The following is a 26,202-nucleotide window of genomic DNA, read 5'->3' as shown; positions in this document are numbered from 1 at the left end:
GCTGCTCAGCTCTCCAGGTTGGCGAGCAGCGAGGTCATCGTCTCCATCACGGCCATGGTCTCGGACCAGGGCATGAGCTCAGACTCGAGGCGCCCTTCGGCGACCATTGTGGCGAAGTGTGCCGCCTCAAAGCTGAGGCCCTCGTGCTCGACGACGGTGGGCTCCTCACTGCGGGTCACCTCGCCGTCGACCGTGCGCAGCGTCAACTGCTGCGGGCCGTAGAAGAACGTGGGGATCTCGACGGTGGCCTCGGTGCCGGCGATGTAGGCGCGGGTGGGCGTCTTCGCCTTGCACGTCGTGGTGATCAGCGCGGTGGCGCAGGGGTGGGCGTCGAAGCCGTCGAACACCGCGGAGACCTGCCGGTCGACCCCGGTGAACGCCCGCGTGCCCATGGACAGCGAGCGCCCCGGCGCGCCCAGCGCGAAGTGCATGAACGAGACCGGGTAGACGCCCAGGTCGAGCATCGCCCCACCCGCGAGGGCGGGGTCGAACAGGCGCGAGGCCGGGTCGTCGGCGAACCACTGCCCGTGATCCGCAGAGACGGTCTCGAGTTCGCCGAGCGCGCCGTCGGCCAGCAGTTGCCGGATGACGTCCATCTGCGGCAGGAAGCGGGTCCACATCGCCTCCATCACGGGCAGCCCCGCGGCCTCGGCGGCGCCGATCAGCTCGCGGGCCTCGGCGGCGGTCTGCGTGAACGCCTTCTCCACCAGCACCGGCTTGCCGGCCTCGAGCGCCAGCTTCGCGTTGGCGAGGTGTTCGCTGTGCGGGGTGGCGACGTAGACCGCGTCGATCTCCGGATCCGAGACCAACTGCTCGTAGCTGCCGTAGGCGCGGGGCGCCTCGAACCGGTGGGCGAACTCGTCGGCGCGCCCCTGGGTGCGCGACCCCACGGCGGCCAGCCGCTGCGACGTGAGGCGGTGCGCCGCGTCGAAGAACCGCTCGGCGATCCACCCCGTGCCCAGCACGCCCCACCGAAGCGGGGGAGCAGTCATGGGGTCAGGGACGCGGGAGTTCGGCAAGGTGAGCATCCCCCCATTATCGCCCTGTGGCAGGCTCAATGTGGGACGCATCGACGCCGCAGCAGCCGAGCGTGCCCGCAGCGGCCGCGACGAGGCACGGGCCGCCCCGAACTCCAACGGGTTCAACTCCGGCGTCCACTGGTGCGCCAGGAACACCCGTCAAAGCCCCGGCGTGCTGATCCTCCTGGCGGCGCAGGCCGTCCAGCGCGGGGCAGGTGAGCTGTTCAACCCGTGGTCGATGTACGCCGTCAGTCACTGGGCCGGGGAATTGCGCCGCCTCGCGCAGGCCTACGTGCCGTCCCCGCAGCGCGATGCCGAACTGGCGGCGCTACGGCTCAGCCGGTGAGCTCTCCGGCGCAGATCGTGGCCGCCACCCGCATCCCGCGCAGCGCGGCTGCAGTCTCGGCCGGCGACCCGTGATCCGCCAGGGGGTCTGAGCCCAGCAGCACCACGTCGCCCGGCGCACCGGGGCGCAGCCGCTGCCCGTCGACCGAACACGCTAGCGCCTCCCTCGGGCTCAGCGACTCCTCGGGCTGCAGCGCCGGCCGGTCGTCGCCGCTGCGGTGCACGGCCGAGGCGATCGCCAGCCACGGATCCGGCGGCGACACCGGCGCGTCGGAGCCGAGCGCGACGGTGGCCCCGGCGTCGATCAGCGACTTGGCCAGGAACGTGCGATCCGCCCGGTCCGCCCACCAGCGGGTGGTGATCTCGCGGTCGTCGATGAGGTGGTGGGGCTGCATGCTGGCGGTCAGGCCCAGTTGCGCGAAGCGGGGCACGTCCTCGCGGCGCAACAGTTGTGCGTGCTCGATGGAGCCGTGCGCCCCCGTGGTGGCGAAGGCGTCGAGCACGGCCTGGTTCGCGCGGTCCCCGATGGCGTGCACGGCGATCTCCAGCCCTGCGGTGAGGGCCTTCCCCAGCAGGTGTTCGAGTTCCTCGCGGTCGACGTTGACCACGCCCCACGGGTTGGGGTCGTTGTCGGGCAGCCCCAGATACGGGTCGCAGCACCAGGCGGTGCGCGTGCCCAGCGACCCGTCGCTGATGATCTTCAGCGGCCCCATCGTCATGAGGCCCTCGCCGCCGGGGAGGGCGTCGTGGGTGTGCCAGCCGGCGGCGAACACCTCGTCGAGTTGGGGCGCGTAGACGGCGGTGCGCACCCGTAGCCCGCGGATGCCTTCCGCGAGGCGGCGGGGCCAGTCACGGAACGTGTTCTCGAACTCCATGTCCACGATGCCGGTGAAGCCCAGCGAGTTGAGGTGGGCGACGGCGGCGCGCTGCTCGTCGGCGGTGGGGGCCTGCTCCGGCATGGCGGAGAGGCGGGCGAAGGTATCGAACCACTCGTTCTCGGTCATGGGTTCCTGCCGGGCGGGCACGCCGAGACGGGCGAGCGCGGCAGAGTTGAGCCAGCCGTTGTGGGCGTCGCCGGAGATCAACACCACGGGCTGCGATCCGGTGACTGCGTCCAGTTCCGCCACCGTGCCGATCCGGTCCCAGCCCGCCGAGCGGTAGCCGAAACCCACCGCGATCCGGCCGTCCTCCCGGCGCAGCTCCAGCGCCTGGCAGACCCGCGCGCAGGCGTCCTCCGGGCTGGTGGTGCCGGTGAGGTCGATCCAGGTGGTGGAGCGGGACCACTGCCCGAAGTGCACGTGCTTGTCCCACAGCCCTGGGATCAGCCAGTGCCCGCTGGCATCGACGACGCGCTCGCCGTGTGCAGCCAACCCCGGACCCACCTCGGTGACCACGCCGTCGTGGATCCGCACATCGGCAGCCCGCTCGGCCTCGCCGTCGAGCCCGACGATCCGCCCACCACGCACCAGGAGAGAAGCACTCATGAACGCACCGTCTCACCGGCCGTGGAAGGTGTCAAGAAAGGGCGTCGAGCACCAGTTGCGGAGCCGGATTGGTGTGCGGCTGGCCATCGATCACGACGGTGGGCACCACCTCGTTGCCGTCGTTGACGGAGCGAACGAAGGCGGCGGCGTCCTCGTCATGCCAGATGTTGATCCACGTGGCCTTGCCTCCGTCAGAGCCGAGGCCACCCTTGAGTCTCTGGCAGAAGATGCAGCCGGGGCGCCAGTAGATCACCACGCGGCGCTGACCCTCGGGCAGAGACATGACCTCGGTGTGCTTCATCGTGCGGCCTCCAGAAAACGGACTCATCCACCAGGACAGTAGCACCACGCTGACCCCGAGCAGGATGCTCGGCAGGGTGGGTTGCCAGCCGCCCAACGACCCGGCGGCGAGCAGGCCGAATACCAGCACGACGACCCACACCCAACGCTGCATGGCCTCAGGCTAGTGCACCGAAAACGCAGATCGCCGGCACCGCCACGGGGCGATGCCGGCGCTCTTGGCTGTCAGCCGATCACCACATGGAGCTGGGGGCCCGCCCCACGGCGACCTCGAGGGTGCGCAGTTCGTCGACCAGTTCGCGCGGCAGGCGCCAACCGAAAGTGTCGAACCAGCGGCCGATGCGCGGCACCTCGTCGTGCCATTCCTCAGCGCTGTAGCTGACCACGGCTTCGAGATCATCATCGGTGATGTCGAGGCCGTCGACGTCCAGCGAGCCCTTGGCCGGGAGTAGGCCGGTGGGCGTCTCCACGGCCTCCACCTTGCCGTCGACGCGGTCGGCGATCCACTTCAGCACGCGGGAGTTCTCCCCGAAGCCCGGCCACATGAACCGGCCGTCGGCGTCGCGACGGAACCAGTTGACGTAGAAGATCTTCGGCAGCTTGTCCGCGTCCGCCTTCTTACCCACGTCCATCCAGTGCTGCACGTAATCGGCCACGTGGTAGCCGATGAACGGGAGCATGGCCATGGGGTCGCGGCGCAGCACGCCCACGGCGCCGCTCGCGGCAGCGGTGGTCTCCGACGAGCAGGTGGCACCCATGAAGACGCCGTGCTTCCAGTTGCGGGCCTGCGTGACCAGCGGGATGGTGTTCTCCCGGCGGCCGCCGAACACGATGGCGTCGAGGGGCACGCCCTCCGGATTGTGGTAGTCGTCAGCCAGGATGGGGCACTGCTCGATGGGGGTGCAGAAGCGGCTGTTGGGGTGCGCGGCCTTCTCGTCCTTGCGGCCGCCCCGCGGGCCGGTCGAGCCGCTCCAGGGGCGACCCTTCCAGTCGGTGATGTTCTCGGGCTTGTCCTTGGTCATGCCCTCCCACCAGATGTCGCCGTCAGCGGTCAGACCCACGTTGGTGAAGATGGAGTTGCCGCCTTCGATGGTGCGCATGGCGTTGGGGTTGGTGTCCATGCTGGTGCCAGGGGCCACGCCGAAAAAGCCGGTCTCCGGGTTGGTGGCCCATAGGCGGCCGTCGTCGCCGAAGCGCAGCCAGGCGATGTCGTCGCCCAGGGTCTCCACCGTCCATCCCGGGATGGTGGGCTCGAGCATGGCCAGGTTCGTCTTGCCGCAGGCAGACGGGAACGCGGCCGCGATGTGGTACTTGCGGCCCTCCGGGTTGGTGAGGCGCAGGATCAACATGTGCTCGGCGAGCCAGCCCTCGTCGCGTGCCATCACCGAGGCGATGCGCAGCGCGTAGCACTTCTTACCCAGCAGCGAGTTGCCGCCGTACCCGGAGCCGTAGGACCAGATCATCCGCTCGTCGGGGAAGTGCACGATGTACTTGGTCTCGGAGCACGGCCACGGCACGTCCTCCTCGCCCGGCTCGAGCGGCATACCCACCGAGTGGAGGCAGGGCACGAAATCCGCGTCCTTCTCCGTCATCGCCTTGAGGGGGTCGGCGCCCATGCGGGTCATGATGCGCATCGACGCCGCAACGTAGGCCGAATCCGAGACCTCGACGCCGAACTTCGGGTCCGCCGCGTCGATGTGCCCCATGCAGAACGGGATCACGTACATCGTGCGGCCGCGCATGCAGCCGTCGTAGAGCCCCTTCATGACGCGCTTCATCTCCGCCGGGGCCATCCAGTTGTTGGTGGGGCCGGCGTTGCGCTCATCCTCCGAGCAGATGAACGTCTGGTCCTCGACGCGGGCCACATCGTCGGGGTCCGTTCGGGCGTAGATGGAGTTGGGCTGCAACTCGTCGTTGAGCCGCACCACCGTGCCCGCCTCCTCCAGGATGCGGACCAGATCGGCGTACTCCTCGTCGGAGCCGTTGCAGTAGTAGAGGGCATCGGGTTGGCACAGTTCGACGACTTCGTCGAGCCACGCCGCCAGCTTCGGGTGGGTGGGCGCCTCGCCTGTGGCGGGGAGATCGGCTCGGCTCTTCCGGTTAACTTCCGTGGCGGTTGACATGGGTCCCCTTCGTTGCGGCTGGAATCACGCATCTCCATTGAGCGTTTCCAGTTCAACCATAGCCACGCAGGGCATCCGTTGCTACTTCGGGACACTTTGTCTCACACTGGTACAGTGCTGGGGTGCGAACGGCTGTATTACTGACGGGCGCACTCGCCTGTGCGGCCGCATTGAGTGGGTGTTCCCCCGAGTCCACGGCGCCGTCCCCGACGACGCCCGCGGTGGAGATGACCACGCCCGGAGCCACCGAGGCGCCGCCTCCTGCGGAGATCGACCAGCTCACGTCCGAGCCCGCAGCGCCCGCCTCTGAGCCTGCTGATCCCGCTACGACGGCCCCTGAATCTGTCGCGGCGCCCACCGCGGAATCGACGACGACGCTGGCCCCGGTGGAGCGGCCCGAGCCCCAGGGTGGCCCCTGGACGTCCCTGGATCTCACGCTGCGCTCCGGGTCAGATGTGATCCGCGAAACCGACCTTCCCCAGTCGCTGCGCGACTTCCTCGTCACCCGCATCGGCGTCGAGGACGAGACCGGCTGCCTCACCGAGGAGATCGCCCTCCACGGAATCCACCAGGACGGCTACGTGTACGGCACTGAGGAGTCCACCTGCGGTGGCGGTCAGGCTGTGTGGGGGATCGCCGACAACCAGTGGAACTACATCGTCCAGTTCGGCGACGCCATGCCCTGCGACGATCTTGCGCACAACGACATCCCGACCGGCGCCCCCGGCCTCCGCTGCACTGATGCCGACGGCGCAGCCAGGGACTACTGATGCGGGTGCTCCTGCTCGCGGCCCCCGTCGCCGCCCTCCTGCTGGCCGCCGGGTGTGCCCCGGAGCCGTTCGTCACCGCCCTGCCGGCGGCGCACACCGCACAGTCGATCGCGCCGACGCAGGCCACCCCCAGCACTGAGCCGAGCGTCGCGATGGGCTCGACGGTGGAGTTCTCGAGTTCCAACGCCGAGGTGGCCGCGCAGCGCGCCGCCTACGAGCCCACCAACGGTTGGGTGGAGACGCCCATCGAGGACATCGCCTTCTCCGAGGCCCACCGCCTGGACGCGGTCTCGCCGTCGTTCCGCAGTTTCGTCGAAGAGTCGATGAGCTCGACGGACACCGACGGCTGCACAGTGCTGGGCATCAGCGTGATGAGTACGCACCCTGACGGCTTCGTCCTGGGCAGCGTCAGCACCGATTGCGGGGGAGGCCAGGCGATCTGGTCTGAGCACCTGACGGATCCGCACAAGGGCTGGTCACTCGAGATGATGCTCCAGTCGGCTCACGCGTGCGCGGACTTGAAGGCGATCGGCCTGCCCGCCGGTGTCGGCCTCGTCTGCTCCGAGGCCGCCGGTCACTACTCAGAGTTCTGACGCCCCCTGAGCGTCGCGCCCCCGCGTGACGTCGGGGTCATCGGACTTCGTCCTCAACCCCTTCCCTGCCCTCGGAAATGGACAAGCTCCTAGCTAATGAAAAGACTAAAGCCCGAGAGTAAGGAGCTTGTCCATTTCTCTCGGGCTTCGTCGGGGTGATCGGACTTCGTCCTCAACCCCTTCCTTGCCCTCGGAAGTGAGAAAGCGCCTGAAGGTCTTAGAAATGACTTCAGGCCGAGGAAGTGCGCTTTCTCACTTCTCTCGGCCTGCGTCGGGGTGATCGGACTTCGTCCTCAACCCCTTCCTTGGCCTCGGAAGTGAGAAAGCGCCTGAAGGTCTTAGAAATGACTTCAGGCCGAGGAAGTGCGCTTTCTCACTTCTCTCGGCCTGCGTCGGGGTGACAGGATTTGAACCTGCGGCCTCGTCGTCCCGAACGACGCGCGCTACCAAGCTGCGCCACACCCCGATGGCATTTGAGCCAAGGGTTAGATTAGCGCACCCCGGCCTCAGGTGCGAAACCGGCCGGCCGCAGCGTCAGCAGCGTGACCTCCGGGCGACACGCGAAGCGGTACGGCGCATACGGCGACGTGCCCAAGCCTGCGGAGATGTGCAACTGCGCGGTGTGGCCCCCGGCGATGTGCGTCGACGGGCCCTTGACGCGGTCGGTGTCCAGGTCGCAGTTGGTGATCAACGCGCCGAAGCCGGGCACGCAGACCTGCCCGCCGTGGGTGTGGCCGGCGAAGATGAGTTCCAGGCCGTCGGCGGTCATCGCATCCAGCACACCCAGGTAGGGGGCGTGCGTCACGCCCACGTTGAGCACCGCGTCGGGATCAACCGGCCCGGCGACGGCGTCGTAGTCGTCGCGACCCAGGTGCGCGTCATCGGTGCCCCGGAACGCGATGCGCTGGCCCGCGACCTCCAGCGTGGCCGACGCCTGCGTCAGGTTCACCCAGCCGAGGTCCTCCAGCCCGGCCGCCACGGCGTCGGTGGGTAGTTCCTCGGGCGGCTCATCCTCGCCCTTCGAGGAGCCCTTCACCACGTACTTGAGCGGGTTACGGAACTCCGGAGCGTAGTAGTCGTTGGAGCCGAACACGAACACGCCGGGCACCCCGCGGAGGCTCTCCAAGGCAGCCATCAGCGGCTCGACGGCGGCAGCCTGGGCGATGTTGTCGCCGGTGTTGACCACCAGATCCGGCTCGAGAGCAGTCAGCGAGGCGATGAACTCCTGCTTGCGGCGCTGCCTCGTCGTCAGATGGAAATCCGAGACGTGCAGCACACGTAGTTCAGGGCAGCCGGGCGGCAGCACGTCGAGCGTGACGCGCCGCACCGTGTACATGCCGCGCTCCAGGAGACCCCAGCCGAAACATGCTCCACCGGCTGCCGCGAGGGCCGCGGCAGCCTTCGTCCAACCGTTCATCAGCCCTCTTCGCCGCCAGCCGGCGGGGCGGCGGGCGGAGCAGCGGGAGGAGCAGCTGGGGGTGCAGCGGGCGGCTGCGCCGGAGGCTGAGCCGGGGGTGCTGGCCGCGGAGCAGCGGGCTTGGGTTTCGGCTTGGGGCCGTTGGAGACGCGCAACGTGATGGTGGAGAACTTCACAGCCTCGTCCGACGGCGAGATACCCAGGTAGGAGCCCTTGCGGCGGTTGGAGTCCACGCGCACGGTGCGGGTGTTGAAACCAGCAGCCTCGAGGGTCTCCTTCGCCTCGTTGTAACCCATGCCCTTCACATCGGGCACCGGCACCTTCACACCCTCGAGGATGTCCTTTGCCGGGTCCGTGAACGCGGTCTTCGGCTTGTCAGCCAGCGCGGCCTTCATCGCGGCGTTCCAGATCTTGCCGGCATCGCCACCACCGGTGCCCTGCAGACGGTTGCCGCTGACGGGCAGCGTCATGCGCACGGAGCGGGGGTGGGACTGGAAGTAGGGGTTGGGCTTGTCCACGGCGATCAGTGCCACGCCCGCCATCTCGGGGGTGTAGCCGGCGTACCAGACCGCCTCGTTGCCGTTGGTGGTACCGGTCTTACCGGCCTCGGGGCGCCCGTCGCCGATGGCGGCGGGGCGGCCGGTGCCGCGGGTGGCCACGCCGTTGAGGAGGTAGTTGACGCCGTCGGCCACCTCGGGGCGGATGACCTGCTCACAGTTGGCCGAGGGGACGTCGAGCTGCGTGCCGTCCTTGGTGGTGACGGAGCGCAGGATGATCGGGGTGCAGTGGATGCCGCGGTTGGCGAAGGTGGCGTAGCCCTCAGCCATGGACAGCGGGGTCACGTCGGCGGTGCCGAGCGTGAAGGACGGGTAGTAGGACTGCGACGACATGGGGTCGCCGTTGGCCAGCTTGACGCCCACCTTCTCCGCCATGGTGGTCGTGTTGCAGATGCCCGCGTCCTGGATGAGCTGCATGAAGTAGGTGTTGACCGACTGCTCGGTCGCCTTCCGCATGTCGATGTTGCCGTAGCTACGCATGTTCAGGTTGCCGACGGGCTTGTCAGCGCGCACCGGGAACGGGCCCTCGCAGCTGGTGTAGGTCTCCCCATCGATCTCCAGGCGGTCGGGGGAGTTGTAGGACTGATCCGGGGTCATGCCCACGTCGAGCGCGGCAGCGATCGTGAAGGCCTTGAACGTGGAGCCCGCCTGGAAGCCCTCGATGCCACCCATCGACTCCTCCACGTTGATGTTGTAGAACGTCTGGCCGGCGGCGGCGTCGGGGCCCATGTCGGGCCGCGACTGCGCCATCGCGACGATCAGGCCCGTGCTCGGCTGCAGCAGCACGGCAGCACCCCACACCGGGTCCTGCGGCGCGATCTGCGCGGCGACGGCGGCTTCTGCGGAATCCTGGGCCGTGGGGTCGATCAGGGTGTGGATGGTCAGACCGCCACGGTTGAGCCGGTTGCGGCGCTCTTCGACGGTCTCGCCCATGCTGGGCAGAGTCATCAGGGTGCGCTGCACGTAATCACAGAGGAAGGGGTACTTCGAGGCCACGCAGCCGTTGGGGGTGCGGCGCACCTGCGCCGGGTCGAAGGTGACCTCCTTGGCGGCCGCGGCCTCCGCCTTCGTCACGATGTTGAGCTCAGCCATGCGGTTGAGCACGGTGTCGCGGCGGTTGAGTGCGCGCTGGGTGTACTTCGTCGGGTTGGTCTGCACCGGGTTCTGCACCAGGCCAGCCAGCATCGCAGATTGCGCTAGGTCCAGGTCCTTCGCGGACACGCCGAAGTAGTGCTGCGCGGCGGCCTCCACGCCATAGGCGCCGTCGCCGTAGTAGGCGATGTTGAGATAGCGCTCGAGGATCTCGTCCTTGCTGAGCTTCTCCTCCACGGCCATGGCGTAGCGCATCTCGATGATCTTGCGCTCGATCGAGACCTCGGTTGCCTTGCGGACACCCTCGGCGTCATTGTTCATGGACGCGGTTTCGACGCGCACCAGCTTCACGTACTGCTGCGTCAGCGTCGAGGCACCCTGCGTGTCGCCCATGAGCGTCTTGAGGGCGGCTCGGCCGAAGCCCTGGAAGTCGATGGCGCCGTGGTCGTAGAACCGGTGGTCCTCGATGGCGATCTGCGCCTCCTGCATGTGCAGCGAGATGTCCTCCAGCGGCACATAGACGCGGTTCTCGTCGAAGAACGTGGCCAGCACCTGGCCGTCGCCCATCAGCACGCGGGAACGCTCGGACTGAGGGGGCGTTTCGAACTCGGCGGGCAGCTGTTCGAACGACTCGGCAGCCATCTTGACGCTGCTGTTGGCGAGAGCGGTCATCGGCACGGCGAGCCCTGCGAGGAGGAGGCCGGAAAGGACGCTCACCGCCAGGAACATCAAGAGGGCATAGCCCTTCTGTCCAAGGGAGGCTGACTTCATGCGGCCATTCTACGTGACGCGCCGGAAATCCCCTTGTCGAGCCGACGATGGGCCGCTGACCAGCGTCTCAGCAAAGACCCCCCTGTTGCAAAGGCCCGATCATGCGCTACGGTCAATGCACCAGACAAACTGCGCAAGGGAGGGCAGCTGATGTCGCTTGCTGAGGTGAGTGAGTGGACGCTTCAGGCCAAGTGCCGGGACATGGCGGACGCTCTGTTTCCAGAGGGTAAGGACCAGAAACGGGCTCGTTCTGTGTGCGTGGGATGCCCAGTGCGTTCAGAATGCCTCGCGGAGGCCCTCGACAACCGGATCGAGTGGGGCGTCTGGGGCGGCATGACCGAACGGGAACGGCGCGCGCTGCTGCGCCAGCGCCCGGATATCGACTCCTGGTACGACGTGTTGGTCAACTACAACGCGGAGTCCAACCTCACCGTCGTCCCGGTGGATCGCCGCTGACAGCCAGTTGTGCGCGGCGCGTGGAGAAATCCACGCGCCGTTTCTCTTTTCCGGCCGCGTTGAGCTCTCAGTCGCGCAGGAAGCGCTCGGGGACGGCTGCCACCCGGTCGCGTTCCCATGGACGCGACCAGCCCGCCAGGTCCAGCACCCAGTCCACCAAGTGCCCCGTGAGGCCCCAGATGAACTGCTCGCCCAGCACGAATGACGGGCCGAGGAAGCCGCTGGGGTGGCGGCCCATCAGGCGGGCCTCCGGGGCGGTCAACTCGGAGATCCGGTACTGGTGCACCGCGTCCACCTCGCGCGGATCCATGACGCCGAGTTCTGCGTCTCCGGGCCAGGTGCCCACGACGGTGGTCACGTCGTAGCGCGACGCCGGCACCCACAACGCGGGCAGCTGCCCCAGCACCGTCACCGATTCAGGCCGTAGCCCGATCTCCTCATTGGCCTCCCGCAGGGCGGTGTGTGCCCGGTCCCGGTCCGTGTCATCGACGCCACCGCCGGGCAACGCGATCTGTCCGGCATGCCGGCGCATCGTCGCCGAACGGGTGATGAACGTCAGCAGGGGATCCGCCTCGTCGGTGAACAACGCAAGGACAGCGGCGGAGCGCTCACCCCGCGGAGTGCGGTCGATGCCGATCTGACGCGCAGTCTGCGGCTCCCGGAGCGCGTCGCGCAATGGGCCGAAGACGCTCACGAGACCCCCAGGTACTCGGCGGCCAGCTCTGTGAGTTGCTCGGTGGATTCGATGGGTCCGGCGTGGACGCCGGCGATCCTGCCCTCGGCATCCACGAAGTAGGTCGACGGGATGCCGGGCACCTTGAGCGGCACCTGCAGGGTCTTGTCCTGGTCGACGACGTGGGGGTAGATCCAGCCGACGCGGCCGGCGAACTCGATGGCCCAGTCCGGAAGAGGGTCGTTGTAGTCGATACCCAGGAACGAGACGCCGTCGAGCTCCGCCAACCCCTCACGGAGGAACGGGGCCTCCTCGCGGCACGGCCCGCACCACTGGGCCCAGACGTTGATGATGGTGGGGGTGCGCTCCAGCCCGGCGAGGTTGACCCGCTTGTCGCTGCCCAGGCAGGCCAGATCGGTCCGCGGCAGCCCGCCGTCGATCTGCTGTGCAGCCGGGTCCGTGTCCGGGCAGTCAGGTAGCCCGTACTCGACCCGCAGCGCCGCCAGATCCGGCGGGGTGCTGGCGGGCTCCGTGGGGGTGGGTTGTTCCGACGGCGTGCACGCCGCCAACAGAGCCGCCGCGCCCAGCGCGGCGATCATAGGCCGAATCCTCATGGTGCCCCGAGGCTACCCGACGCGCTCAGGCGCGGGGTTTGCGCAGGAGCTTGGCCGCCTTGGCCGGGTCCTGCTCACCGATGTCGCGGCTGGGGCACAGTTCGGCGACCGGACAGGCGCCGCAGGCCGGGCGACGGGCGTGGCAACACCGTCGGCCGTGCCAGATCACACGGTGGCACAGCATCACCCATTCGTCTGGCGGGAACAGTGCACCTACGGATTCCTCCACCACATCAGGCTTGGTGCTGTCCACCCAGCCGAAGCGGTTCGCGAGGCGGATGAGGTGGGTGTCAGGCGTGATCCCCGGCACCCCGAACGCGTTGCCGAGCACCACGTTGGCGGTCTTGCGGCCCACGCCCGGCAGCGACACCAGATCCTCGAGCGAGCCCGGCACCTCGCCGTCGAACTCGTCGACGATGCGCTGGCTCAGCCCGATGATCGCGGTGGTCTTGTTCCGGTAGAACCCCACCGGCCCGATGATCGTCTCCACCTCTTCCCGCTCCGCCTCCGCGAGCGCAGGCGGGGTGGGGAAGCGGCGGAACAACTCGACGGTCACCGCGTTGACGCGACGGTCGGTGGACTGTGCGGACAGCACAGTGGCCACCAGCAACTCGAACGGGTCACGGAAATCCAGCTCGCAGTGCGCGTCCGGGTAGGTCTCCGCGAGCCTCTCGTTGATGGCGGCCGGCTGGTCCACGTCAGGCCTCGACGATGAGTTCGACCTCCACGGCCGCATCCAGCGGGAGCGCCGCGACGCCCACGGCGCTGCGCACGTGCTGGCCGGCGTCGCCGAAGACGTCGCCCAGCAGCGTGGAGGCCCCGTTCGCGACGGCTGGCTGACCGGTGAAGTCCGGGGCGCTGGCCACGAACACGACCACCTTGAGGATGCGGCGGATCTCATCGATCCCGCCCGCGACGTCGGCAGCCGCGGCGATCGCGTTGAGCGCTGCGGTGCGGGCGGCGGCTGCCGCATCCTCGGGGGACACTGAGCCGCCCACCTTGCCGGTGGCGGTGAGTTCACCGTCGACGAAGGGCAGCTGGCCGGAGGTCCAGACCTGGTTGCCCACCCGGGTGGCGGGCACGTAGGCGGCGACGGGGGCTGCCACTGGCGGGAGCTCGATGCCGAGCTCGGCCAGGCGTGCGGAGGCGCTCATCAGTCCTGCGCGGGGCGCTTGAAGTAGCCCACCAGGGTGTCCGGGTTGGGGCCGGGGGCGAGCTGGACCAGCTCCCACCCCTCGGAGCCGAAGTTGTTGAGGATCTGCTGCGCGACGTGTGAGAGGATGGGCGCGACGAAGTATTCCCACTTGTTCATGGGGATCAACGTACTACGGACGGCCGAAGGTGTTCTCGAGGTCTGCGTCGCGGAACCGGGGGAGGTCCTCGGGGCGGATCACCACGTCGGCGTCCTTCTTGCGGGACGCGACGGCGTCCACCACGGCGTCGAGGGTGAGCTTGGCCTCCGTGAGGGTGGCCTCAGGCTTCTTGACCGCCTTGAACTTGCCGCGGCCCAACGTGAACAGGATGCCCGCCACGAGCAGGGAGAACAGCACGCTGACGAGGAAGCCGAGCGTGATGGACGGGAAGGCCCCCAGCGGCGTGAGGGCGTGGAGGAGCAGTCCCACAGCCAGCGCGATGAGGATGACCAGCATCCAGAGGGCGTGCAGCGCGAAGATCACGGCCCCCGCGAAGAAGCCGGATCCGATGCCGGCTGCCTTGGCAGAGGGTTTGATCTCGGCCGAGGCCAGTTCGGAAGTCTTGGACACGAACTCAGACAGCGAGTCCTTGATGTCGACGAGCGGGTGGCTGGGCTTTACGGGCTCAACGGGCATGTGGATGCTCCTTTCGCAGCAACAGCCTAGGGCATGTCACCCAAGCAGGGGATCAGAGGGGGATGGCCAAGCCGCTGTCCGGCAGGTGCACCGGGCCGGTGAGCTCCTCGTGGCTGACCCACGCGCGCCAGCAGAGGAGTTGATACGGCAGGCGGAGGTTCTCGCCGGGGCGCACCGCGCCGTCGAAGAGGTCTGTGACCTGATTGATGAGGCCGTCGAGTTGGGACTGGTCGAGGTTGGAGGCCAGGGGCTGGTTGCGGACCATCGCCACTAGGTTGTCGCGGCTGATGGGCTGCCAGATGCGAAACGCCCGGCGCTCCACCTCGGGGAAGTACTTGGAGCCGCCCAGCACGTCGAGGCTCTGGTGGCCGTAGTCGCCCTTCATTGCCATGGGGTCGTAGCGGCGCAGCAGCGCGGCGAGGCGGCGCACCCACGGCACCGAGTCGTCGCGCACGAGGTAGGACGCGCTGACGCAGCCTCCTGGGCGGAGCACGCGGGCCAGTTGGGGGAGGGCCTCGGCCAGGTCGTAGCGGTGCAGGCTCTGGTGCGCGAAGACCACCTCGAACTGCAGCGGGTCCGTGGGGATCGCCTCCGGCCGGGCCAGGAGCGCGGTGACGCGCTCGAGCGACGACAGCCGGGTGTACAGCTTCGGGTTGTCCGTCAGCGCGAAGATCGTGTTGCCTGCAGCCGACAGCCGACGCGTGAGGTGCGCGTCCTCGGCCAAGGCGAGCGCGCGCACGTCCTGCCACACGGAAAGCCAGGTGAGGGCCTCGTCGGGCAGGGTGATGCTCATGCCGTCCTTCCATGTCGGGGTAGGGCCAGCCTAGCTGGCCGCGGGGCGGGGCGGCTGGCGTGCGACACGCCGTGTCGGGGGTTATCCACAGCGAGCGAAGGTCATCGAATATCCGGTGACCGGCTGGCCAGAGTGGTGGGCATGGAACCACATGTTCTGCTCTGCGCCCGAGACCCCGCCGTCATCGAGGCGGTGGAGGTCTCCGCCGCGGCGCTCGAGGTGCCGCTGCGGGTGGCGCACCATCCAGACGAGGTGCGGGTCGCCTGGTCTGAGGCCGCGTTGCGCCTGGTCTCGACGGAGGTGGCTGCGCGCTGGTCGGGGGTCGCGCCCGGCCGCGCCTACCTGGTGGGGCCGTCGGCCTCTGAATTGGCCCGCTGCTCTGCGGGACTCGGCCTGCCGGTGCTCCCGTTGCCGGATGAGGCCGGTCACCTGGCGGAGGCGATGTCGGCGTCTGTACGCAAGGATGCGGCTCGCGGCTCGGTGGTGGGGGTGGTGGGGGCCTCCGGCGGGCTGGGCGCCAGCACGTTGGCGGTGTCGTTGGCGCTGCTGGCAGCGGCCGGCGGTGAGTGGGGTCCTCCGGCGGGTTCGGCGCCAGCACGTTGGCGGTGTCGTTGGCGCTGCTGGCAGCGGCCGGCGGTGAGTGGGCCGCGGTCGTCGAGCTTGCGCCTGCAGGTGGAGGGCTGGATCTGCTGGTGGGGGCCGAGACCTCGGCCGGTGTGCGGTGGCCGGATCTCGGGCATGCGCGCGGCGAACTGGGAGACCTCCTCGGCAGCCTGCCCGCGGTCGAGGGCCTGGCGGTGCTCGCGCAGGGGCGGGAATCCGCGGCCGCACCGCCGTCGGCGGCGGTCACGGCGGCCGTCGGGTCGCTGGCCCGCACGGCCGGGCTCGTGGTGCTCGACGTGGGGCGCGAGCCGCCTCCGGTGGAGTGCGATCACGTGGTGTTGATGGTGGGTGCAGACGTGCGCTCGGTGGCCTCGGCGCGGATGCTGGCCGAGACCCGGGCTGTGGTGCCCACAGCGGTGGTGGTGCGGCAGGGGATGGGGCGCGCCATCCCGGTGGAGGTGGTCTCCCGCTCGCTCGGGGTGCCATGTGTGGGGGCGGTGGGCCAACACAAGGCTGTGCCCCGGTTGGCGGAATTGGGCATGGTGCCGGTGGCGGGGCCCGCGCGTCGGTACCGGAGACAGGTGGCGCAGGTTCTGAAGGAGGTGCGTGGTGGCTGAGTTCGAACTCGACACGTTGCAGACCAGGCTGGCGGCACTGGGCCGCGCCTACACCCCGTTGGACGTTGCCGGGGCGCTGCGTGGCATGGGGGTGATCGTCACGGATGCGGTGGTCCATGACGTGCTGGGGCAGTTGCGCCGCAACAGCCTGGGTGCGGGCCCGCTCGACGACCTGCTCGCCGAGCCGGGCGTCTCAGATGTGGTGGTCAACGGGCCGCACGAAGTGTTCGTGGACAGGGGTGCCGGGCTGGAGCGCGCGGATGTGCGTTTCGTGGACGACGAGCAGGTACGACGGTTGGCGATCCGGCTGGCCGCGGCCTGCGGCAGGAGACTCGACGACGCCTCGCCCTTCGTCGACGGCCGCCTGCCCGGAGGGGTGCGGCTGCACGCGGTGCTGGCGCCGGTCGCGGCCCCCGGCACGTGCCTGTCGCTACGGGTGCCCGCGCGCCGCAGTTTCTCGCTGGATGATCTGGTAGCGGCCGGTTCCTTGTCGGACAAGGGTGCGTGCCTGCTGAGGGCGGTGATCGCGCAGCGGGTGCCGTTCCTGATTTCGGGCGGGACCGGAACGGGCAAGACCACCCTGCTCTCCGCTCTCCTGGCGCTGGTGCCGGCGCACGAGCGGATGGTGATCGTGGAAGACGCGCGGGAGTTGATACCGGATCACCCGCACACCGTGCGGCTTGAGTCGAGGCCCGCCAACGCCGAGGGTGCTGGGGCCATCACGCTGACCACCCTGGTGCGGCAGGCGCTGCGCATGCGGCCGGATCGCGTGGTGCTGGGCGAGGTGCGCGGGGCGGAACTGACGGATCTGCTGACTGCTCTCAATACCGGCCACGAGGGAGGCTGCGGCACCGTCCACGCCAACTCGGTGCGCGACATCCCCGCGCGGCTGGAGGCGTTGGCGGCCCTGGGTGGGTTGAGCCGCGACGCGTGCCACGCGCAGGTGGCGGCCGCGCTGCGGCTCGTCATCCACGTCAGGCGCGAGCCTTCAGGGGCCAGACGGGTGGAGCAGGTGGGGCTCTTCCGGCGCGGGGCTGACGGGACGGTCGAGATAGCGTCGGCCGCCACGTTCACGGCTGACGGCATCCGGTTCGACGGTGAGGCCGGCGCCGAACTCTCGCGGTTGGTGACGCTATGACTGGCGCGGCGCTCCTCGCGGCCCTGGCTGCGGCACTGCTGCTTGGCCCCGCGCCGGGGCTGGGACGGCTCGACCCGCCCCGCCGCCGTCGGCAATGGAAGGTCTCGCCCTGGTCGGTGCTGGCGGGGGTGGGCTTGGCCCCGCGCCGGGGCTGGGACGGCTCGACCCGCCCCGCCGCCGTCGGCAATGGAAGGTCTCGCCCTGGTCGGTGCTGGCGGGGTTGGCCTCGCTCGGCGTGGCGGGAACTCTGGGGCCGCGCGTGGTGGGCTGGCTTGCGGTGGCGGGCATCGTCGTGGGCACCGTGGGGTGGCTGGTGGTGAGCGCCCGGCGTCGCAAGCTCGCGGCGAAGCGGGCTGCGGAGTGCGCGGTGGCCGCCAGGGTGCTCAGCTCATTGCTGAAGTCGGGCCAGATCCCCAGCGTTGCGCTCGCAGAGGCCGCGGAGGACTCCCCGGTGCTCAGGCCCGCCGCCACAGCGTCGAAGTTGGGCGCGGATGTGGCGCCTGAGCTGGAGCGCGCCGCCTCCATTCCCGGCCAGGGCGGACTTCACGCTGTGGCCTCAGCGTGGACGGTCAGTGAGCGGAGTGGAGCGCCCGTCGCGGAGGTGCTCGCGCAGGTGGCGGAGACCCTGAGGCGTCAACGGCAGCTGCAGTCCGTCGTCGACGCGGAGCTCGCCGCTGCGCGCACGAGCGGGCACATCATGGCCGCGCTGCCGTTCCTCGCCGTCGGGTTGGGGTTCATGGCGGGTGCAGATCCGGTGAGCTTCCTGCTGGGGGAGGGGCTGGGCCAGGTGCTGGTGCTGGCCGCGGTGACCCTGACGGCGGCGGGCGTGCTGTGGATTGACAAGCTCGCGCAGGGGAAGTCGTCGCGATGACCGAGCTGATGTTGGCCGCGGTGCTGGGGGCATTGGCCGTGGCGGTCTGGCTGCGCACTCCGGCAACGGCGTTGAGCCGGCTGCAGCCCCGGGCACGACGCACGTTGCCGGGTTGGCTGACGGCAGAACTCGGGCCCAGGAAGGTGTCCCGCGAGGAGAAGGAGCTGATCGCTGAACTGCCTGAAGCGTTGGAGTTCTTGGCGGTGAGCCTGGAGGCGGGCCAACCGATGTCCGCCGCGGTGGAGACCGTGGCGCGGGTTTCCCCTCCGGCTACCGGGCGCCTCCTGAAGGAGGTCGCCGCCCAGTTGGCGTTGGGCCGCGCAGGCCCGGACGCCTGGCAGCACCTGAAGGAGCATGCGGTGTGGGGGAGGATCGCCGCCGACATGGCCAGATCCGAGCGCTCCGGCACCTCTCTGACAGGCGTGCTGAAGGTCCACGCAGAGGACGCCCGTCAGGACTCCCGGGATCAGGCGCTCAAGGCCGCCCGGACCGTGGGCGTGCGCTCGGTGATCCCGTTGATGGCGTGCTTCCTGCCGGCATTCATCCTCATCGGCGTGGTCCCCATCGTCGCGGGCCTCATCAAGGGCTTCTTCGCTGGTTGAGCCGTCACCCCGCAACTGGTCCCTGAGCGTTCGCCTGCGAGCTCGTGTCCTGAGCCAGGCGCCTGCGAGGAACGAGCAGCGCGTCTGGTCGAAGGACGCGAGCCCGCGGACGACGCTTGTGCTGAGCCTGTCCCAGCGCGAAGCGCCGGACAGGTCGAAGTAAAGGGCCCCCGCAGTCGATCCAGCACCTGATCCACCGCGGGTGTGCTCCGCCGAGGATGGGGGACGAAGGGCCCAACGCTGGTTGAGCCGGTTGCGTCCGAGCTTGCGAGGACCGCGACCGTGTCGAAACCGCTGCAGCGTCACCATCACCTTGGCCACGGCGGTTGTGCTCCGCCGAGGCTGGGGGACGAAGGACGCGAGTGTTACCCGTACGCGTGGACGGCGACCTAGGGCTGCTACGTCCAGGCGTGGCCTCGAAACTCGCGTCCTTCATCCCCCATCCACGGCTTCAACGCTTTTGCTTGTCGGGGCACAGCACCGACACCGCTGTCGGCGTGGTTGCCGGAGCGTCCGGTGTCGGGGTGCGTGCATCGAGCACACATTCCAAACCTGTGGATAACTGGAGGGCGCAGGGCTACGGGCGCGTGACTCCTCCCGCGACGGGAGATTGTCGGAGCCGCCTGGCACAGTTGGCCTGTGACGTTTTCCTGGGTGCTCAACCGCGACGAGGTGGCCGCTGTCTCGCAGCGCGACGCCTCGCCCGGCATGCCCGCGTCCTGGCCGGAGTGGCTCCCGGAGCAGGCCGCTGCACGGATTGAAGAAGCCGGCATCGCAGCCCCATGGCGCCATCAAGTGGCGTTCGCTGACGCACTGTTCCGCGGCGAGCATGCCATCGTGTGCACGCCCACCGGCTCGGGTAAGTCGCTCGGCTACCTCATGCCCATCATCGCGGCGGGCGCCCACGGAAAGCTGGGCGTCAAGGTGGAGGCCCTGCGTGCTCAACTCACCACGCCGCGGCACACCGCCCTGTACATCTCTCCCACCAAGGCTCTCGCGCACGATCAGGCCCGGGCCGCGGCCACGCTGGGGCCGAAGGGATGGCGGGTCAGCACCCTCGACGGCGACTCGGACGAGGCGGAGCGGCGCTTCGCGCGCGACCACGCGAGCTTCATCCTCACCAACCCGGACATGCTGCACTTCGCTGTCCTGCCCAACCACCAGCGATGGACGAGGTTCCTGAGTTCGCTGCGCTACATCGTCGTCGACGAGGCGCACCGCTACCAGGGCATCTTCGGCGCGCACGTGGCACAGGTCATCCGCAGGTTGCGGCGGGTGGCGGCGCAGTACGGCGCTGAGCCCACCGTCGCCCTGTCCTCCGCGACGGCGCCCAACGCCGCGGAATTCGCCGAGACGCTCATCGGGACGGGCCCGGTGCGGGTGATCGAGGAGGACACGTCGCCGTCGGGTAGGCGGACGGTGGCGCTGTGGCGGCCGGAACAGTCGCTGCGCGACGATACCGCGAGGCTGCTGGCCGGCCTTACGGACGAGGGGCGGCAGGTGATCGCCTTCGTCGCCTCCAGGCAGGGGGCTGAGCTCATCTCCATGGCGGCGCAGGAGATGGCGCGCGAGCCCACCCGGGTCGCCTCTTACCGAGGGGGCTACCTCGCCTACGACAGGCGTGAGCTGGAGGCCGCCCTCCATTCCGGCGAGTTGCGGGGTCTCGCCAGCACCAATGCCCTCGAGTTGGGTGTGGACGTGGCAGGCATGGACGCGGTGCTCATCTCCGGCTACCCGGGCAAGCTCGCCTCGTTCTGGCAGCAGGCCGGCCGCGCTGGGCGCAGGGGGCAGGATGCCCTCGTCGTCATGCTCGCGCGCGAGAACCCGCTCGACGCCTACCTCCTCGAGCATCCCGAGCTGATCTTCGACGCGCCGGTCGAGCGCGCCGTGCTGCACCCGGACAATCCCCGCGTGCTCGGCCCCCATCTCGCCGCCGCGGCCCAGGAGCTTCCACTCTCCGCGGAGGACGAGCGCTGGTTCGGGCCCACCACCCGTACCCTCGCCGACGCGCTGGCGCAGCAGGGCGTCCTGCGCAACAGAGCCGGCCGGTACTTCTGGACCCGCCCGGATCGCGCCGTCGACTTCATCGACCTGAGGGCCATCGGGGAGCGGCCCATCGACATCATCGAACGCGACACCGGCCGGGTTGTGGGGGAGGTCGACATGGCCGCCGCAGACCGCACCGTCCATCCCGGCGCCGTCTACCTGCACCAGGGTGAGACGTTCCTCGTCGAGGACCTCGATCGCGAGGAACACCAGGCGTTCGTCACCGCTGGGCGGACGCAGTACTACACGCAGCCGCAATCGGCCTTCGACATCGAGATCCTGCGTGAGGACCACTGCAAACCGTTGGGGGTGATGCAGGTGTGTCGGGGCGACGTGCGGCTCGACTCGCAGGTGACCGCCTATCTGCGCAGAGACGAGGTGACCCACGAGGTCTGGGACACCACGCCGCTCGACATGCCGCAACACCGCATGACCACACAGGCCGTGTGGTGGACGGTGCCCGCACACCTGGCCAGGCGCCTCGGCTGGCAGGAGCTTCAGATGGGTGCGGCGGCCCACGCCATGGAGCACACCGCGATCGGCCTCCTGCCCGCTTTCGCGCCCTGCGACAGGTGGGACATCGGCGGCGTCAGCACAGCACTGCACCCGGATACGGGGCTGTGCACCGTCTTCGTGCACGACGGCATGGCGGGCGGGTCAGGCTTCGCCTACCGGGGCTTCGAAGTGATCGACGAGTGGCTCGCCGCCACCTACGAACGACTCACCCGCTGCGCCTGCGCAGAGGGGTGCCCGGCCTGCGTCGTCTCTCCCAAATGCGGCAACGCCAACCAGGTGCTCAACAAGACAGACGCTGCAGAACTGCTCGGCCTGCTGTTGGGGTGAGCTGTGGATTGGATCGCTGGGTGGCGCGGTTCTGGGAAGGCTGAGTGTCGTCAGTCGCGCATGGTCAGTTGTGGGTCTGTTGGGGACGTAGGCGGGTGAGCGCGAGGAGGGAGGCTAGGACTGTGGCTGTGACGGTTCCGGCTGTAACTGGTGCTAGGTAGTTCCAGGGAATCTCTAGGGTCAATGCCCCTTCTGCGGCGAAGTGGGAGAACAGCGCGATGGCTGTGATTCCCGCGAGCAGTCCGCCTATGAGCCCGGTGGCTACGACCAGGAGGGCCTGGAGGGTGAGGACACTGAGGGACCACCGGGGGTCTGCTGAAGGTTTGGTTGACTCCAAGACCGCATGACTTCTGGGAGGAGGTTGTGCTGAAAGGATGGCAACCATGCCGAAGATCACTTACTCCGACGAGTTCAAGCGCGACGCGGTCGCGTTGGTCGCCTCAGGCATCCCGCAGAAGCAGGTCGTCAAGGACCTGGGTGTCGCGAAGACCACGCTGCAGGCGTGGGTCCGTGACGCGAGGTTCCAGTCCCACGGAATGACACCCACAACGGACCCCGAGGCACGCAAGGACCAGTTGTGGCTCACCGACATCACCGAGCACCGTACCCGCGAGGGAAAGGTGTATCTGTGTGCGATCAAGGATGTGAACTCCCAACCGGATCGTGGGCTACTCGATCGACTCGCGGATGAAGGCCCGGATCGCGGTCAACGCTCTTGAGATGGCCGTGGCTCACCGAGGCCGGCCCACCGGAGTGATCGTGCACTCGGACCGAGGCTCTCAATTCCGCTCCAGACGCTTCCTGAAAGCCCTGAAACGTCACGGGCTACGCGGCTCAATGGGCCGCGTCGGGGCCTGTGGTGACAACGCTGCGATGGAGTCGTTCTTCGCCCTGCTGCAGAAGAACGTCCTCGACCGCCAACCCTGGACTACCCGCCACGAACTCCGCCTCGAGATCGTCTCGTGGATCGAGGGCAAGTACCACCGGAAACGTCGTCAACGACGCCTCGGGAAACTCACCCCCATCGAGTACGAACTCATCTACAACCCCGCCGCTACACTGGCGGCATAACCCCGGAGGTCAACCAAACCTTCAGCAGACCCGAATGCATCCGCACGACCGTCTTCCACGACGGGCCTTACAAGACGATCTCTGATGTCGAGTTCGCCACCGCCGGCTGGGTCGACTGGTACAACCAGCGACGGCTCCACTCCACCCTCGGCTACCTCACCCCAGCAGAGTACGAGGACACCCACTACGCTGCTCTCAACCCAGAGTTGCAACCCACATGAGAGCGGCACGAAACCTCAGGCGGTTCTAACTACTCCGAGACCTCCACGACCGCGAGCACATCGCGATCATCCTGATCGGCATGCCCGGCATCGACCAGCGCTTCCGACACTACCCCCAGCTCTACAGCCGACTCGGCTTCGCACACCGCTACCGAGCCCTCGGACGCGAAGAACTCCTGTTCCTCCTCACCCGCCACTGGAAACGACTCGGCCACGATCTCGACCCCGAAGACTTCACCGACGCCCAAGCCATCGCCGCGATCGAACGCATCACACGCGGCAACTTCCGCCTCCTCGAACGACTCTTCCCCCAAATCAACCGCGTGCTCAAGATTGTCGCGCGTCAGACTATGTGGCAGGGCTGTGCTGGCCGGCGAGATGTCCATCGCCGAAGCGGCACGCAAGGAGAAAGTTAGTGAGCAGTCGATCGGACGGTGGAAGGCCGAGTTCCTGGAAGCCGGCAAGACCGCCCTGGTGGCCGGCAGGTCCGGACCATCTTCCCGGGAGGAGCAGCTGGAGGCCGAGGTCGCCGAGCTGACTCAGGCCCTGGGCGAGGCGCATCTGGAGGCCCGGGTGTGGAAGAAGTCGGCGGAGGGCCGGCTGGGCCCTTCGAGGACCTCGAGGTGATCCGCGTGGAGGCGGGCATGTCGACCGCGAGGTTCTGCCAGCTCTTCGACATGCCCGAGCGGACCTGGCGCCGCTGGCAGGCCAGGGCCCGCACCGGGACACAGACCAAGGGGCCCTGGCCGCAGCCGGCGCGGCAGGCCGCCCGGGATCTGGTCCGCGAGCACGCGCTGGCCCACCCGGCGTGGGGTCACCGGAAGATCTGGGCGATGGTCCGCCACGACGGGCACGTGCTCTCCGAGGCGACCGTGCTGCGCATCCTGGGCGAGGAGGGGCTGATCCTGCCGGCGGAGTACCAGGGGGAGCGGCGGAACCTGGCCGAGCGGCGCAAGGCCGCGTTCGCCACCGAGCCCTCGGGCCCGAACCAGGTCTGGCAGCTGGACTTCTCCGAGTTCGAGACCACCACCGGCGGGACCTGGCGGCTGGCCGGATGTCGGGACTACTGGTCCAAGTACGAGCACCCCTTCCACGTCTCGCCGACCGGGAACCAGCACGACGCAATCGACGCGATCGAGCTGGCGCTGGCCGACTACCAGGAGATGTTCGGCCACCCGCTGATCGAGGCCTGCCCCGTCGATCCCGAGACTGGTGAGCTGGGCCCGGTGGTGACCATCGTGACGGACAACGGCGGACCGTTTAGGTCCTTCCGCTTCGAGTCCTTTATCGCCGCCCACCCTGAGCTGGCCCACGTGCGGACCCGGGTGAAGACGCCCGGTCAGAACGGCTCTCGTGAGCGCGGCTTCGGCACGCTGAAGTACGAGCGGCTCTACCTGGATGAGATCGACGACGCGCTCGTGCTCGCCGAGCGTGCCGAGGACTACCGGATCGAGTACAACGAGCTGAGGCCTCACGAGGCCATCGCATGGAACCGGCCCAAGGAGGTGCACCTAGGACTGGCCGATCCAACCATCCCGACATTTCAAGCCAAGGAAATCCTGCCAACTACTTGACGCGGGACAAGATCAACCAACTCGAAACCATCACCGACGACGTCATCGAAGCAGCCGCCAGCATCCTCGTCATCGGCAACTAACGCCACCCAAACATCACATAACCCAGCCAAAGAACGATCAAATTCACAGGGTGAGCGTCACCATGCGTCGGTGGCCATGCTCGGCACGTTGGGCCACTGACCCTGAGCTCTGAACCTCGCGTTCTCATCACGCAGCCTGTGCACGATCTCGGTGCGGGCAGTGTTGCCCTTCTCGCGGGTGGGTCCGATCTGCCCCCAGAGGTCGCCGGCGGCCTCGATCAGACGCCCCAGGTCATAGAGCAGCAGGGAGATGGTCCAAAGGGTCAGCTTGAGCGGCAAAGAAGCGAGGATGCCCAGAACGTCGAAGATGATCGACCCAAGGGAGTTCAACTCACCCCAGATGTCATCCAGGTAGTCCTCGTAGTCATTCGCGAAGTCTTCCATCAACCGGCAGGCCTCCTTGCTGGTCTCCACCAGGCGGGCCAGCTGCATGGGTGCTCGAGCGGCCAACTCTTGATACCTGTCAGAGTTTGCCGAGGACCAGTCCCCGCCCTGCCCCAGCCGTGCGACGGCCACTTCTTGGGCAGTCAGGTCGATCTGGCACAGTTCCTCGTTCAGTTTCCAGACGGCATCGAGGTCGATGGTGCCGTCGACCGCCTCCTCCGAGTGCAGGTACCAGGGTTCGTGCACGCTGCCCCAATCGTTGGGCAGATCTTCCGCGAGCCTCCTCGCCGGCTCGAAGGCGGGATTTGGGGGAAGCAGGTCGATGACCCGCTTCGCTCCACTGAGCACCGGTTCGATCTTTTCGTTGATCTCGTCCAGAGCATCCTTGATGTCTTCTGCGAACTCTCTGAGCTCTCTGGTGAATCCCATGGTCAGCCTTCTGCTTCATTCGGTCGCATCAAGGCGGCGATCTGTTCGTTGTCCGCCTCCACGAGCTCATAGTTCTTACCGGTGGCGGCTATCGCTCCGGACAGGTCGCGAAGACGCTCCGAACCCGCGGCGAAGGAGATGTCAGGCGCATCGGCCAGGGCAGATTTCAGCTCGTCGAAGGCATCTTTGATGGGCTGGATCTCCGTATCGGAATGCAGCTCGAGGCGTGCCGCCTGCAGCTGGAGGCTGGCCTCCTCCAATGAGGTGGAGGCTTGCGCCAGCAGGTCACTTTCTCGACGGAACCAGCCGATCTTGAATCGAATGTGGTCCTGGCTCATGCTGTTTCGCTTGCTCCTTCCAGGGCCTGCAACGTCTCGACGAGGCTGTGTTCCACATCGGAGAGGTCAGCGGTGCGCAGCCACGCCTCGTTGACGGTGATGCTGTCCGGTTGACCGTGGCGCGTCGTGATGGTGAACCGGGTGCGACGATCCGTCACCTCGGCCATCGTGCCGGTGTCCTGGAGGTACGGCTCGTCTTGGGCATCAGGCACGGTGCGCAGCTTCTCCCTCGCCTCACGCAGCCTGGCCCGAAGGACGCGGCTCCGTTCCTGATTGCTGAGTTCCTCTTCCGGAGGGATGGGGGAGACCCGATGCGCGCTCCTAGCGCGCAGGTACGAGAGGAAGGCGGCGTCAGCGAACTGGTCGGGCGTCAGTTCGCGAGACCACCCGTCGTTGATCCGCGCGGCGCTGACCGTGCCGCCAGCGTCGAACTCGAAGTGGAATATCTCGGTCACTGGACCCAAGCTAGCTGAGAGTGGGTGCACTCCAAGGAGCCCGGACGCGGCTGTTTGCTGAGGTCTGGGGCCGAGTCGTCGCTGTCCACAG

The 26,202-nt window shown here is 68.3% G+C and carries 28 protein-coding genes, 1 tRNA gene and 3 pseudogenes; 14 read left to right on the top strand and 18 right to left on the bottom strand.

The genetic code is table 11. The annotated features are described in order from the left end of the window. Positions 1 to 5: 5 nt before the first annotated feature. Positions 6 to 1,028 (bottom strand): Gfo/Idh/MocA family protein, encoded by a 1,023-nt coding sequence (locus BN1186_RS07350; RefSeq protein ID WP_040283470.1) that lies wholly within the window; start codon positions 1,026 to 1,028, stop codon positions 6 to 8. Between the two features lie 31 nt (positions 1,029 to 1,059). Between BN1186_RS07350 and BN1186_RS07345 the strand changes: the two genes are divergently transcribed. After that, positions 1,060 to 1,365, top strand: a complete 306-nt coding sequence (locus BN1186_RS07345; protein WP_040283469.1) for a hypothetical protein — start codon at positions 1,060 to 1,062, stop codon at positions 1,363 to 1,365. Here BN1186_RS07345 and BN1186_RS07340 read toward each other — a convergent pair. From BN1186_RS07340 to BN1186_RS07330, 3 genes are all read right to left on the bottom strand, one after another. Further along, positions 1,355 to 2,848 (bottom strand): amidohydrolase, encoded by a 1,494-nt coding sequence (locus BN1186_RS07340; RefSeq protein ID WP_040283468.1) that lies wholly within the window; start codon positions 2,846 to 2,848, stop codon positions 1,355 to 1,357. The genes BN1186_RS07345 and BN1186_RS07340 overlap by 11 nt on opposite strands. A gap of 31 nt (positions 2,849 to 2,879) precedes the next feature. Beyond that, the gene (locus BN1186_RS15740) at positions 2,880 to 3,302 is read right to left on the bottom strand and encodes a glutaredoxin domain-containing protein (protein ID WP_218975427.1); all 423 of its coding nucleotides are present in this window, start codon (positions 3,300 to 3,302) and stop codon (positions 2,880 to 2,882) included. 79 nt (positions 3,303 to 3,381) lie between these two features. Next, the gene (locus BN1186_RS07330) at positions 3,382 to 5,271 is read right to left on the bottom strand and encodes a phosphoenolpyruvate carboxykinase (GTP) (protein WP_040283467.1); all 1,890 of its coding nucleotides are present in this window, start codon (positions 5,269 to 5,271) and stop codon (positions 3,382 to 3,384) included. 221 nt (positions 5,272 to 5,492) lie between these two features. On the opposite strand from BN1186_RS07330, the gene BN1186_RS07325 reads away from it, so the two are divergent. Together BN1186_RS07325 and BN1186_RS07320 are read left to right on the top strand one after the other, a co-directional pair. Continuing rightward, positions 5,493 to 6,041: a hypothetical protein gene (locus tag BN1186_RS07325; protein WP_052459916.1), complete on the top strand. Its 549-nt coding sequence runs from the start codon at positions 5,493 to 5,495 to the stop codon at positions 6,039 to 6,041. Further along, positions 6,041 to 6,634, top strand: a complete 594-nt coding sequence (locus BN1186_RS07320) for a hypothetical protein (RefSeq protein WP_052459915.1) — start codon at positions 6,041 to 6,043, stop codon at positions 6,632 to 6,634. The genes BN1186_RS07325 and BN1186_RS07320 overlap by 1 nt, the downstream gene beginning before the upstream one ends. Before the next feature lie 392 nt (positions 6,635 to 7,026). Here the strand turns inward: BN1186_RS07320 and BN1186_RS07315 are convergent. The 3 genes from BN1186_RS07315 to BN1186_RS07305 all read right to left on the bottom strand — a co-directional run bounded on the left by BN1186_RS07315 (position 7,027) and on the right by BN1186_RS07305 (position 10,471). Beyond that, positions 7,027 to 7,100, bottom strand: a tRNA-Pro gene (locus BN1186_RS07315). A gap of 24 nt (positions 7,101 to 7,124) precedes the next feature. Next, positions 7,125 to 8,054 carry a metallophosphoesterase gene (locus BN1186_RS07310; RefSeq protein ID WP_139650947.1) on the bottom strand — a complete coding sequence of 310 codons (930 nt, stop codon included), beginning with the start codon at positions 8,052 to 8,054 and terminating at the stop codon, positions 7,125 to 7,127. Continuing rightward, the gene (locus tag BN1186_RS07305) at positions 8,051 to 10,471 is read right to left on the bottom strand and encodes a transglycosylase domain-containing protein (protein ID WP_052459914.1); all 2,421 of its coding nucleotides are present in this window, start codon (positions 10,469 to 10,471) and stop codon (positions 8,051 to 8,053) included. The genes BN1186_RS07310 and BN1186_RS07305 overlap by 4 nt, the downstream gene beginning before the upstream one ends. Before the next feature lie 150 nt (positions 10,472 to 10,621). Between BN1186_RS07305 and BN1186_RS07300 the strand changes: the two genes are divergently transcribed. Further along, positions 10,622 to 10,927 (top strand): WhiB family transcriptional regulator, encoded by a 306-nt coding sequence (locus BN1186_RS07300; RefSeq protein ID WP_074436967.1) that lies wholly within the window; start codon positions 10,622 to 10,624, stop codon positions 10,925 to 10,927. Positions 10,928 to 10,994: 67 nt separating this feature from the next. Here BN1186_RS07300 and BN1186_RS07295 read toward each other — a convergent pair whose 3' ends face one another. Genes BN1186_RS07295 through BN1186_RS07275 form a run of 7 tightly spaced genes read right to left on the bottom strand, consistent with a single transcriptional unit; the run spans position 10,995 to position 14,836 of the window. Then, a complete protein-coding gene (locus tag BN1186_RS07295) occupies positions 10,995 to 11,621 on the bottom strand; it encodes an NUDIX hydrolase (protein ID WP_052459913.1) in 627 nt (208 codons plus the stop codon). Then, entirely contained in the window at positions 11,618 to 12,214 is a 597-nt protein-coding gene (locus tag BN1186_RS07290) for a TlpA family protein disulfide reductase (RefSeq protein ID WP_246043264.1), read from the bottom strand. Before BN1186_RS07290 ends, BN1186_RS07295 begins: the two co-directional genes overlap by 4 nt. Positions 12,215 to 12,239: 25 nt before the next feature. After that, positions 12,240 to 12,950 carry an endonuclease III gene (nth, locus tag BN1186_RS07285; RefSeq protein ID WP_052459912.1) on the bottom strand — a complete coding sequence of 237 codons (711 nt, stop codon included), beginning with the start codon at positions 12,948 to 12,950 and terminating at the stop codon, positions 12,240 to 12,242. Beyond that, the gene (locus BN1186_RS15455) at positions 12,913 to 13,368 is read right to left on the bottom strand and encodes a RidA family protein (RefSeq protein ID WP_040283462.1); all 456 of its coding nucleotides are present in this window, start codon (positions 13,366 to 13,368) and stop codon (positions 12,913 to 12,915) included. The genes nth and BN1186_RS15455 overlap by 38 nt, the downstream gene beginning before the upstream one ends. Continuing rightward, positions 13,368 to 13,526, bottom strand: a complete 159-nt coding sequence (sp36, locus tag BN1186_RS15450; RefSeq protein ID WP_180349036.1) for a Sp36 family protein — start codon at positions 13,524 to 13,526, stop codon at positions 13,368 to 13,370. The genes BN1186_RS15455 and sp36 overlap by 1 nt, the downstream gene beginning before the upstream one ends. 13 nt (positions 13,527 to 13,539) lie before the next feature. Then, a complete protein-coding gene (locus tag BN1186_RS07280; RefSeq protein WP_040283461.1) occupies positions 13,540 to 14,043 on the bottom strand; it encodes a phage holin family protein in 504 nt (167 codons plus the stop codon). A 52-nt stretch (positions 14,044 to 14,095) separates the two neighbouring features. After that, on the bottom strand, positions 14,096 to 14,836 hold the full coding sequence (locus BN1186_RS07275; protein ID WP_052459911.1) for a class I SAM-dependent methyltransferase: 741 nt from the start codon (positions 14,834 to 14,836) through the stop codon (positions 14,096 to 14,098). A gap of 605 nt (positions 14,837 to 15,441) precedes the next feature. Here BN1186_RS07275 and BN1186_RS07270 point away from each other — a divergent pair. The 8 genes and pseudogenes from BN1186_RS07270 to BN1186_RS07240 form a co-directional block, all read left to right on the top strand. Next, entirely contained in the window at positions 15,442 to 16,056 is a 615-nt protein-coding gene (locus tag BN1186_RS07270; protein ID WP_147625366.1) for a CpaE-like family protein, read from the top strand. Further along, positions 16,049 to 17,194 (top strand): TadA family conjugal transfer-associated ATPase, encoded by a 1,146-nt coding sequence (locus BN1186_RS07265; protein ID WP_082031258.1) that lies wholly within the window; start codon positions 16,049 to 16,051, stop codon positions 17,192 to 17,194. Before BN1186_RS07270 ends, BN1186_RS07265 begins: the two co-directional genes overlap by 8 nt. A gap of 94 nt (positions 17,195 to 17,288) precedes the next feature. Continuing rightward, complete coding sequence (locus BN1186_RS07260) at positions 17,289 to 18,065, top strand: type II secretion system F family protein (protein WP_139650943.1); 777 nt, start codon at positions 17,289 to 17,291, stop codon at positions 18,063 to 18,065. After that, entirely contained in the window at positions 18,062 to 18,667 is a 606-nt protein-coding gene (locus tag BN1186_RS07255; RefSeq protein WP_052459908.1) for a type II secretion system F family protein, read from the top strand. Before BN1186_RS07260 ends, BN1186_RS07255 begins: the two co-directional genes overlap by 4 nt. Positions 18,668 to 19,306: 639 nt before the next feature. Continuing rightward, positions 19,307 to 21,556, top strand: coding sequence for a DEAD/DEAH box helicase (locus tag BN1186_RS07250; RefSeq protein WP_040283460.1), 2,250 nt, complete (start codon positions 19,307 to 19,309; stop codon positions 21,554 to 21,556). A 374-nt stretch (positions 21,557 to 21,930) separates the two neighbouring features. Next, positions 21,931 to 22,104, top strand: a pseudogene (locus BN1186_RS15995) (transposase); the annotation flags it as partial. Positions 22,105 to 22,125: 21 nt separating this feature from the next. Next, positions 22,126 to 22,627, top strand: a pseudogene (locus BN1186_RS07245) (IS3 family transposase); the annotation flags it as partial. After that, positions 22,612 to 22,848, top strand: a pseudogene (locus BN1186_RS07240) (integrase core domain-containing protein); the annotation flags it as partial. The pseudogenes BN1186_RS07245 and BN1186_RS07240, both read left to right, overlap by 16 nt. Before the next feature lie 29 nt (positions 22,849 to 22,877). Here BN1186_RS07240 and BN1186_RS15445 read toward each other — a convergent pair. Beyond that, positions 22,878 to 23,234: a hypothetical protein gene (locus BN1186_RS15445; RefSeq protein ID WP_180349034.1), complete on the bottom strand. Its 357-nt coding sequence runs from the start codon at positions 23,232 to 23,234 to the stop codon at positions 22,878 to 22,880. On the opposite strand from BN1186_RS15445, the gene BN1186_RS07230 reads away from it, so the two are divergent. Both BN1186_RS07230 and BN1186_RS07225 read left to right on the top strand, forming a co-directional pair. Further along, entirely contained in the window at positions 23,227 to 23,475 is a 249-nt protein-coding gene (locus BN1186_RS07230) for a helix-turn-helix domain-containing protein (RefSeq protein WP_040283886.1), read from the top strand. The genes BN1186_RS15445 and BN1186_RS07230 overlap by 8 nt on opposite strands. Before the next feature lie 17 nt (positions 23,476 to 23,492). Beyond that, positions 23,493 to 24,422, top strand: coding sequence for an integrase core domain-containing protein (locus tag BN1186_RS07225; RefSeq protein ID WP_218975426.1), 930 nt, complete (start codon positions 23,493 to 23,495; stop codon positions 24,420 to 24,422). Between the two features lie 140 nt (positions 24,423 to 24,562). Here the strand turns inward: BN1186_RS07225 and BN1186_RS07220 are convergent, their stop codons facing one another. The 3 genes from BN1186_RS07220 to BN1186_RS07210 are packed head-to-tail and all read right to left on the bottom strand — an operon-like array spanning position 24,563 to position 26,111. After that, complete coding sequence (locus BN1186_RS07220; RefSeq protein WP_040283457.1) at positions 24,563 to 25,318, bottom strand: hypothetical protein; 756 nt, start codon at positions 25,316 to 25,318, stop codon at positions 24,563 to 24,565. A 2-nt stretch (positions 25,319 to 25,320) separates the two neighbouring features. Continuing rightward, positions 25,321 to 25,656 carry a hypothetical protein gene (locus tag BN1186_RS07215; protein ID WP_040283456.1) on the bottom strand — a complete coding sequence of 112 codons (336 nt, stop codon included), beginning with the start codon at positions 25,654 to 25,656 and terminating at the stop codon, positions 25,321 to 25,323. Continuing rightward, positions 25,653 to 26,111 carry a hypothetical protein gene (locus BN1186_RS07210; protein WP_040283455.1) on the bottom strand — a complete coding sequence of 153 codons (459 nt, stop codon included), beginning with the start codon at positions 26,109 to 26,111 and terminating at the stop codon, positions 25,653 to 25,655. Before BN1186_RS07210 ends, BN1186_RS07215 begins: the two co-directional genes overlap by 4 nt. Positions 26,112 to 26,202: the final 91 nt, after the last annotated feature.

The organism is Tessaracoccus massiliensis (genome assembly GCF_000826065.2).
Taxonomy (GTDB): Bacteria; Actinomycetota; Actinomycetes; order Propionibacteriales; family Propionibacteriaceae; genus Arachnia; species Arachnia massiliensis_A.
This window is presented reverse-complemented; position numbering and strand designations above follow the sequence as displayed.

Coding starts and splice junctions, on each gene's coding strand:
- BN1186_RS07350 (WP_040283470.1), bottom strand. CDS start 1,028: ATGCTCACCTTGCCGAACTCCCGCGTCCCTGACCCCATGACTGCTCCC.
- BN1186_RS07340 (WP_040283468.1), bottom strand. CDS start 2,848: ATGAGTGCTTCTCTCCTGGTGCGTGGTGGGCGGATCGTCGGGCTCGAC.
- BN1186_RS15740 (WP_218975427.1), bottom strand. CDS start 3,302: ATGCAGCGTTGGGTGTGGGTCGTCGTGCTGGTATTCGGCCTGCTCGCC.
- BN1186_RS07330 (WP_040283467.1), bottom strand. CDS start 5,271: ATGTCAACCGCCACGGAAGTTAACCGGAAGAGCCGAGCCGATCTCCCC.
- BN1186_RS07320 (WP_052459915.1), top strand. CDS start 6,041: ATGCGGGTGCTCCTGCTCGCGGCCCCCGTCGCCGCCCTCCTGCTGGCC.
- BN1186_RS07305 (WP_052459914.1), bottom strand. CDS start 10,471: ATGAAGTCAGCCTCCCTTGGACAGAAGGGCTATGCCCTCTTGATGTTC.
- BN1186_RS07300 (WP_074436967.1), top strand. CDS start 10,622: ATGTCGCTTGCTGAGGTGAGTGAGTGGACGCTTCAGGCCAAGTGCCGG.
- BN1186_RS07290 (WP_246043264.1), bottom strand. CDS start 12,214: ATGAGGATTCGGCCTATGATCGCCGCGCTGGGCGCGGCGGCTCTGTTG.
- nth (WP_052459912.1), bottom strand. CDS start 12,950: ATGCGGCCGTGGAGGTCGAACTCATCGTCGAGGCCTGACGTGGACCAG.
- BN1186_RS15455 (WP_040283462.1), bottom strand. CDS start 13,368: ATGAGCGCCTCCGCACGCCTGGCCGAGCTCGGCATCGAGCTCCCGCCA.
- sp36 (WP_180349036.1), bottom strand. CDS start 13,526: ATGAACAAGTGGGAATACTTCGTCGCGCCCATCCTCTCACACGTCGCG.
- BN1186_RS07280 (WP_040283461.1), bottom strand. CDS start 14,043: ATGCCCGTTGAGCCCGTAAAGCCCAGCCACCCGCTCGTCGACATCAAG.
- BN1186_RS07275 (WP_052459911.1), bottom strand. CDS start 14,836: ATGAGCATCACCCTGCCCGACGAGGCCCTCACCTGGCTTTCCGTGTGG.
- BN1186_RS07260 (WP_139650943.1), top strand. CDS start 17,289: ATGGAAGGTCTCGCCCTGGTCGGTGCTGGCGGGGGTGGGCTTGGCCCC.
- BN1186_RS07255 (WP_052459908.1), top strand. CDS start 18,062: ATGACCGAGCTGATGTTGGCCGCGGTGCTGGGGGCATTGGCCGTGGCG.
- BN1186_RS07230 (WP_040283886.1), top strand. CDS start 23,227: ATGTCCATCGCCGAAGCGGCACGCAAGGAGAAAGTTAGTGAGCAGTCG.
- BN1186_RS15445 (WP_180349034.1), bottom strand. CDS start 23,234: ATGGACATCTCGCCGGCCAGCACAGCCCTGCCACATAGTCTGACGCGC.
- BN1186_RS07225 (WP_218975426.1), top strand. CDS start 23,493: ATGTCGACCGCGAGGTTCTGCCAGCTCTTCGACATGCCCGAGCGGACC.
- BN1186_RS07220 (WP_040283457.1), bottom strand. CDS start 25,318: ATGGGATTCACCAGAGAGCTCAGAGAGTTCGCAGAAGACATCAAGGAT.
- BN1186_RS07215 (WP_040283456.1), bottom strand. CDS start 25,656: ATGAGCCAGGACCACATTCGATTCAAGATCGGCTGGTTCCGTCGAGAA.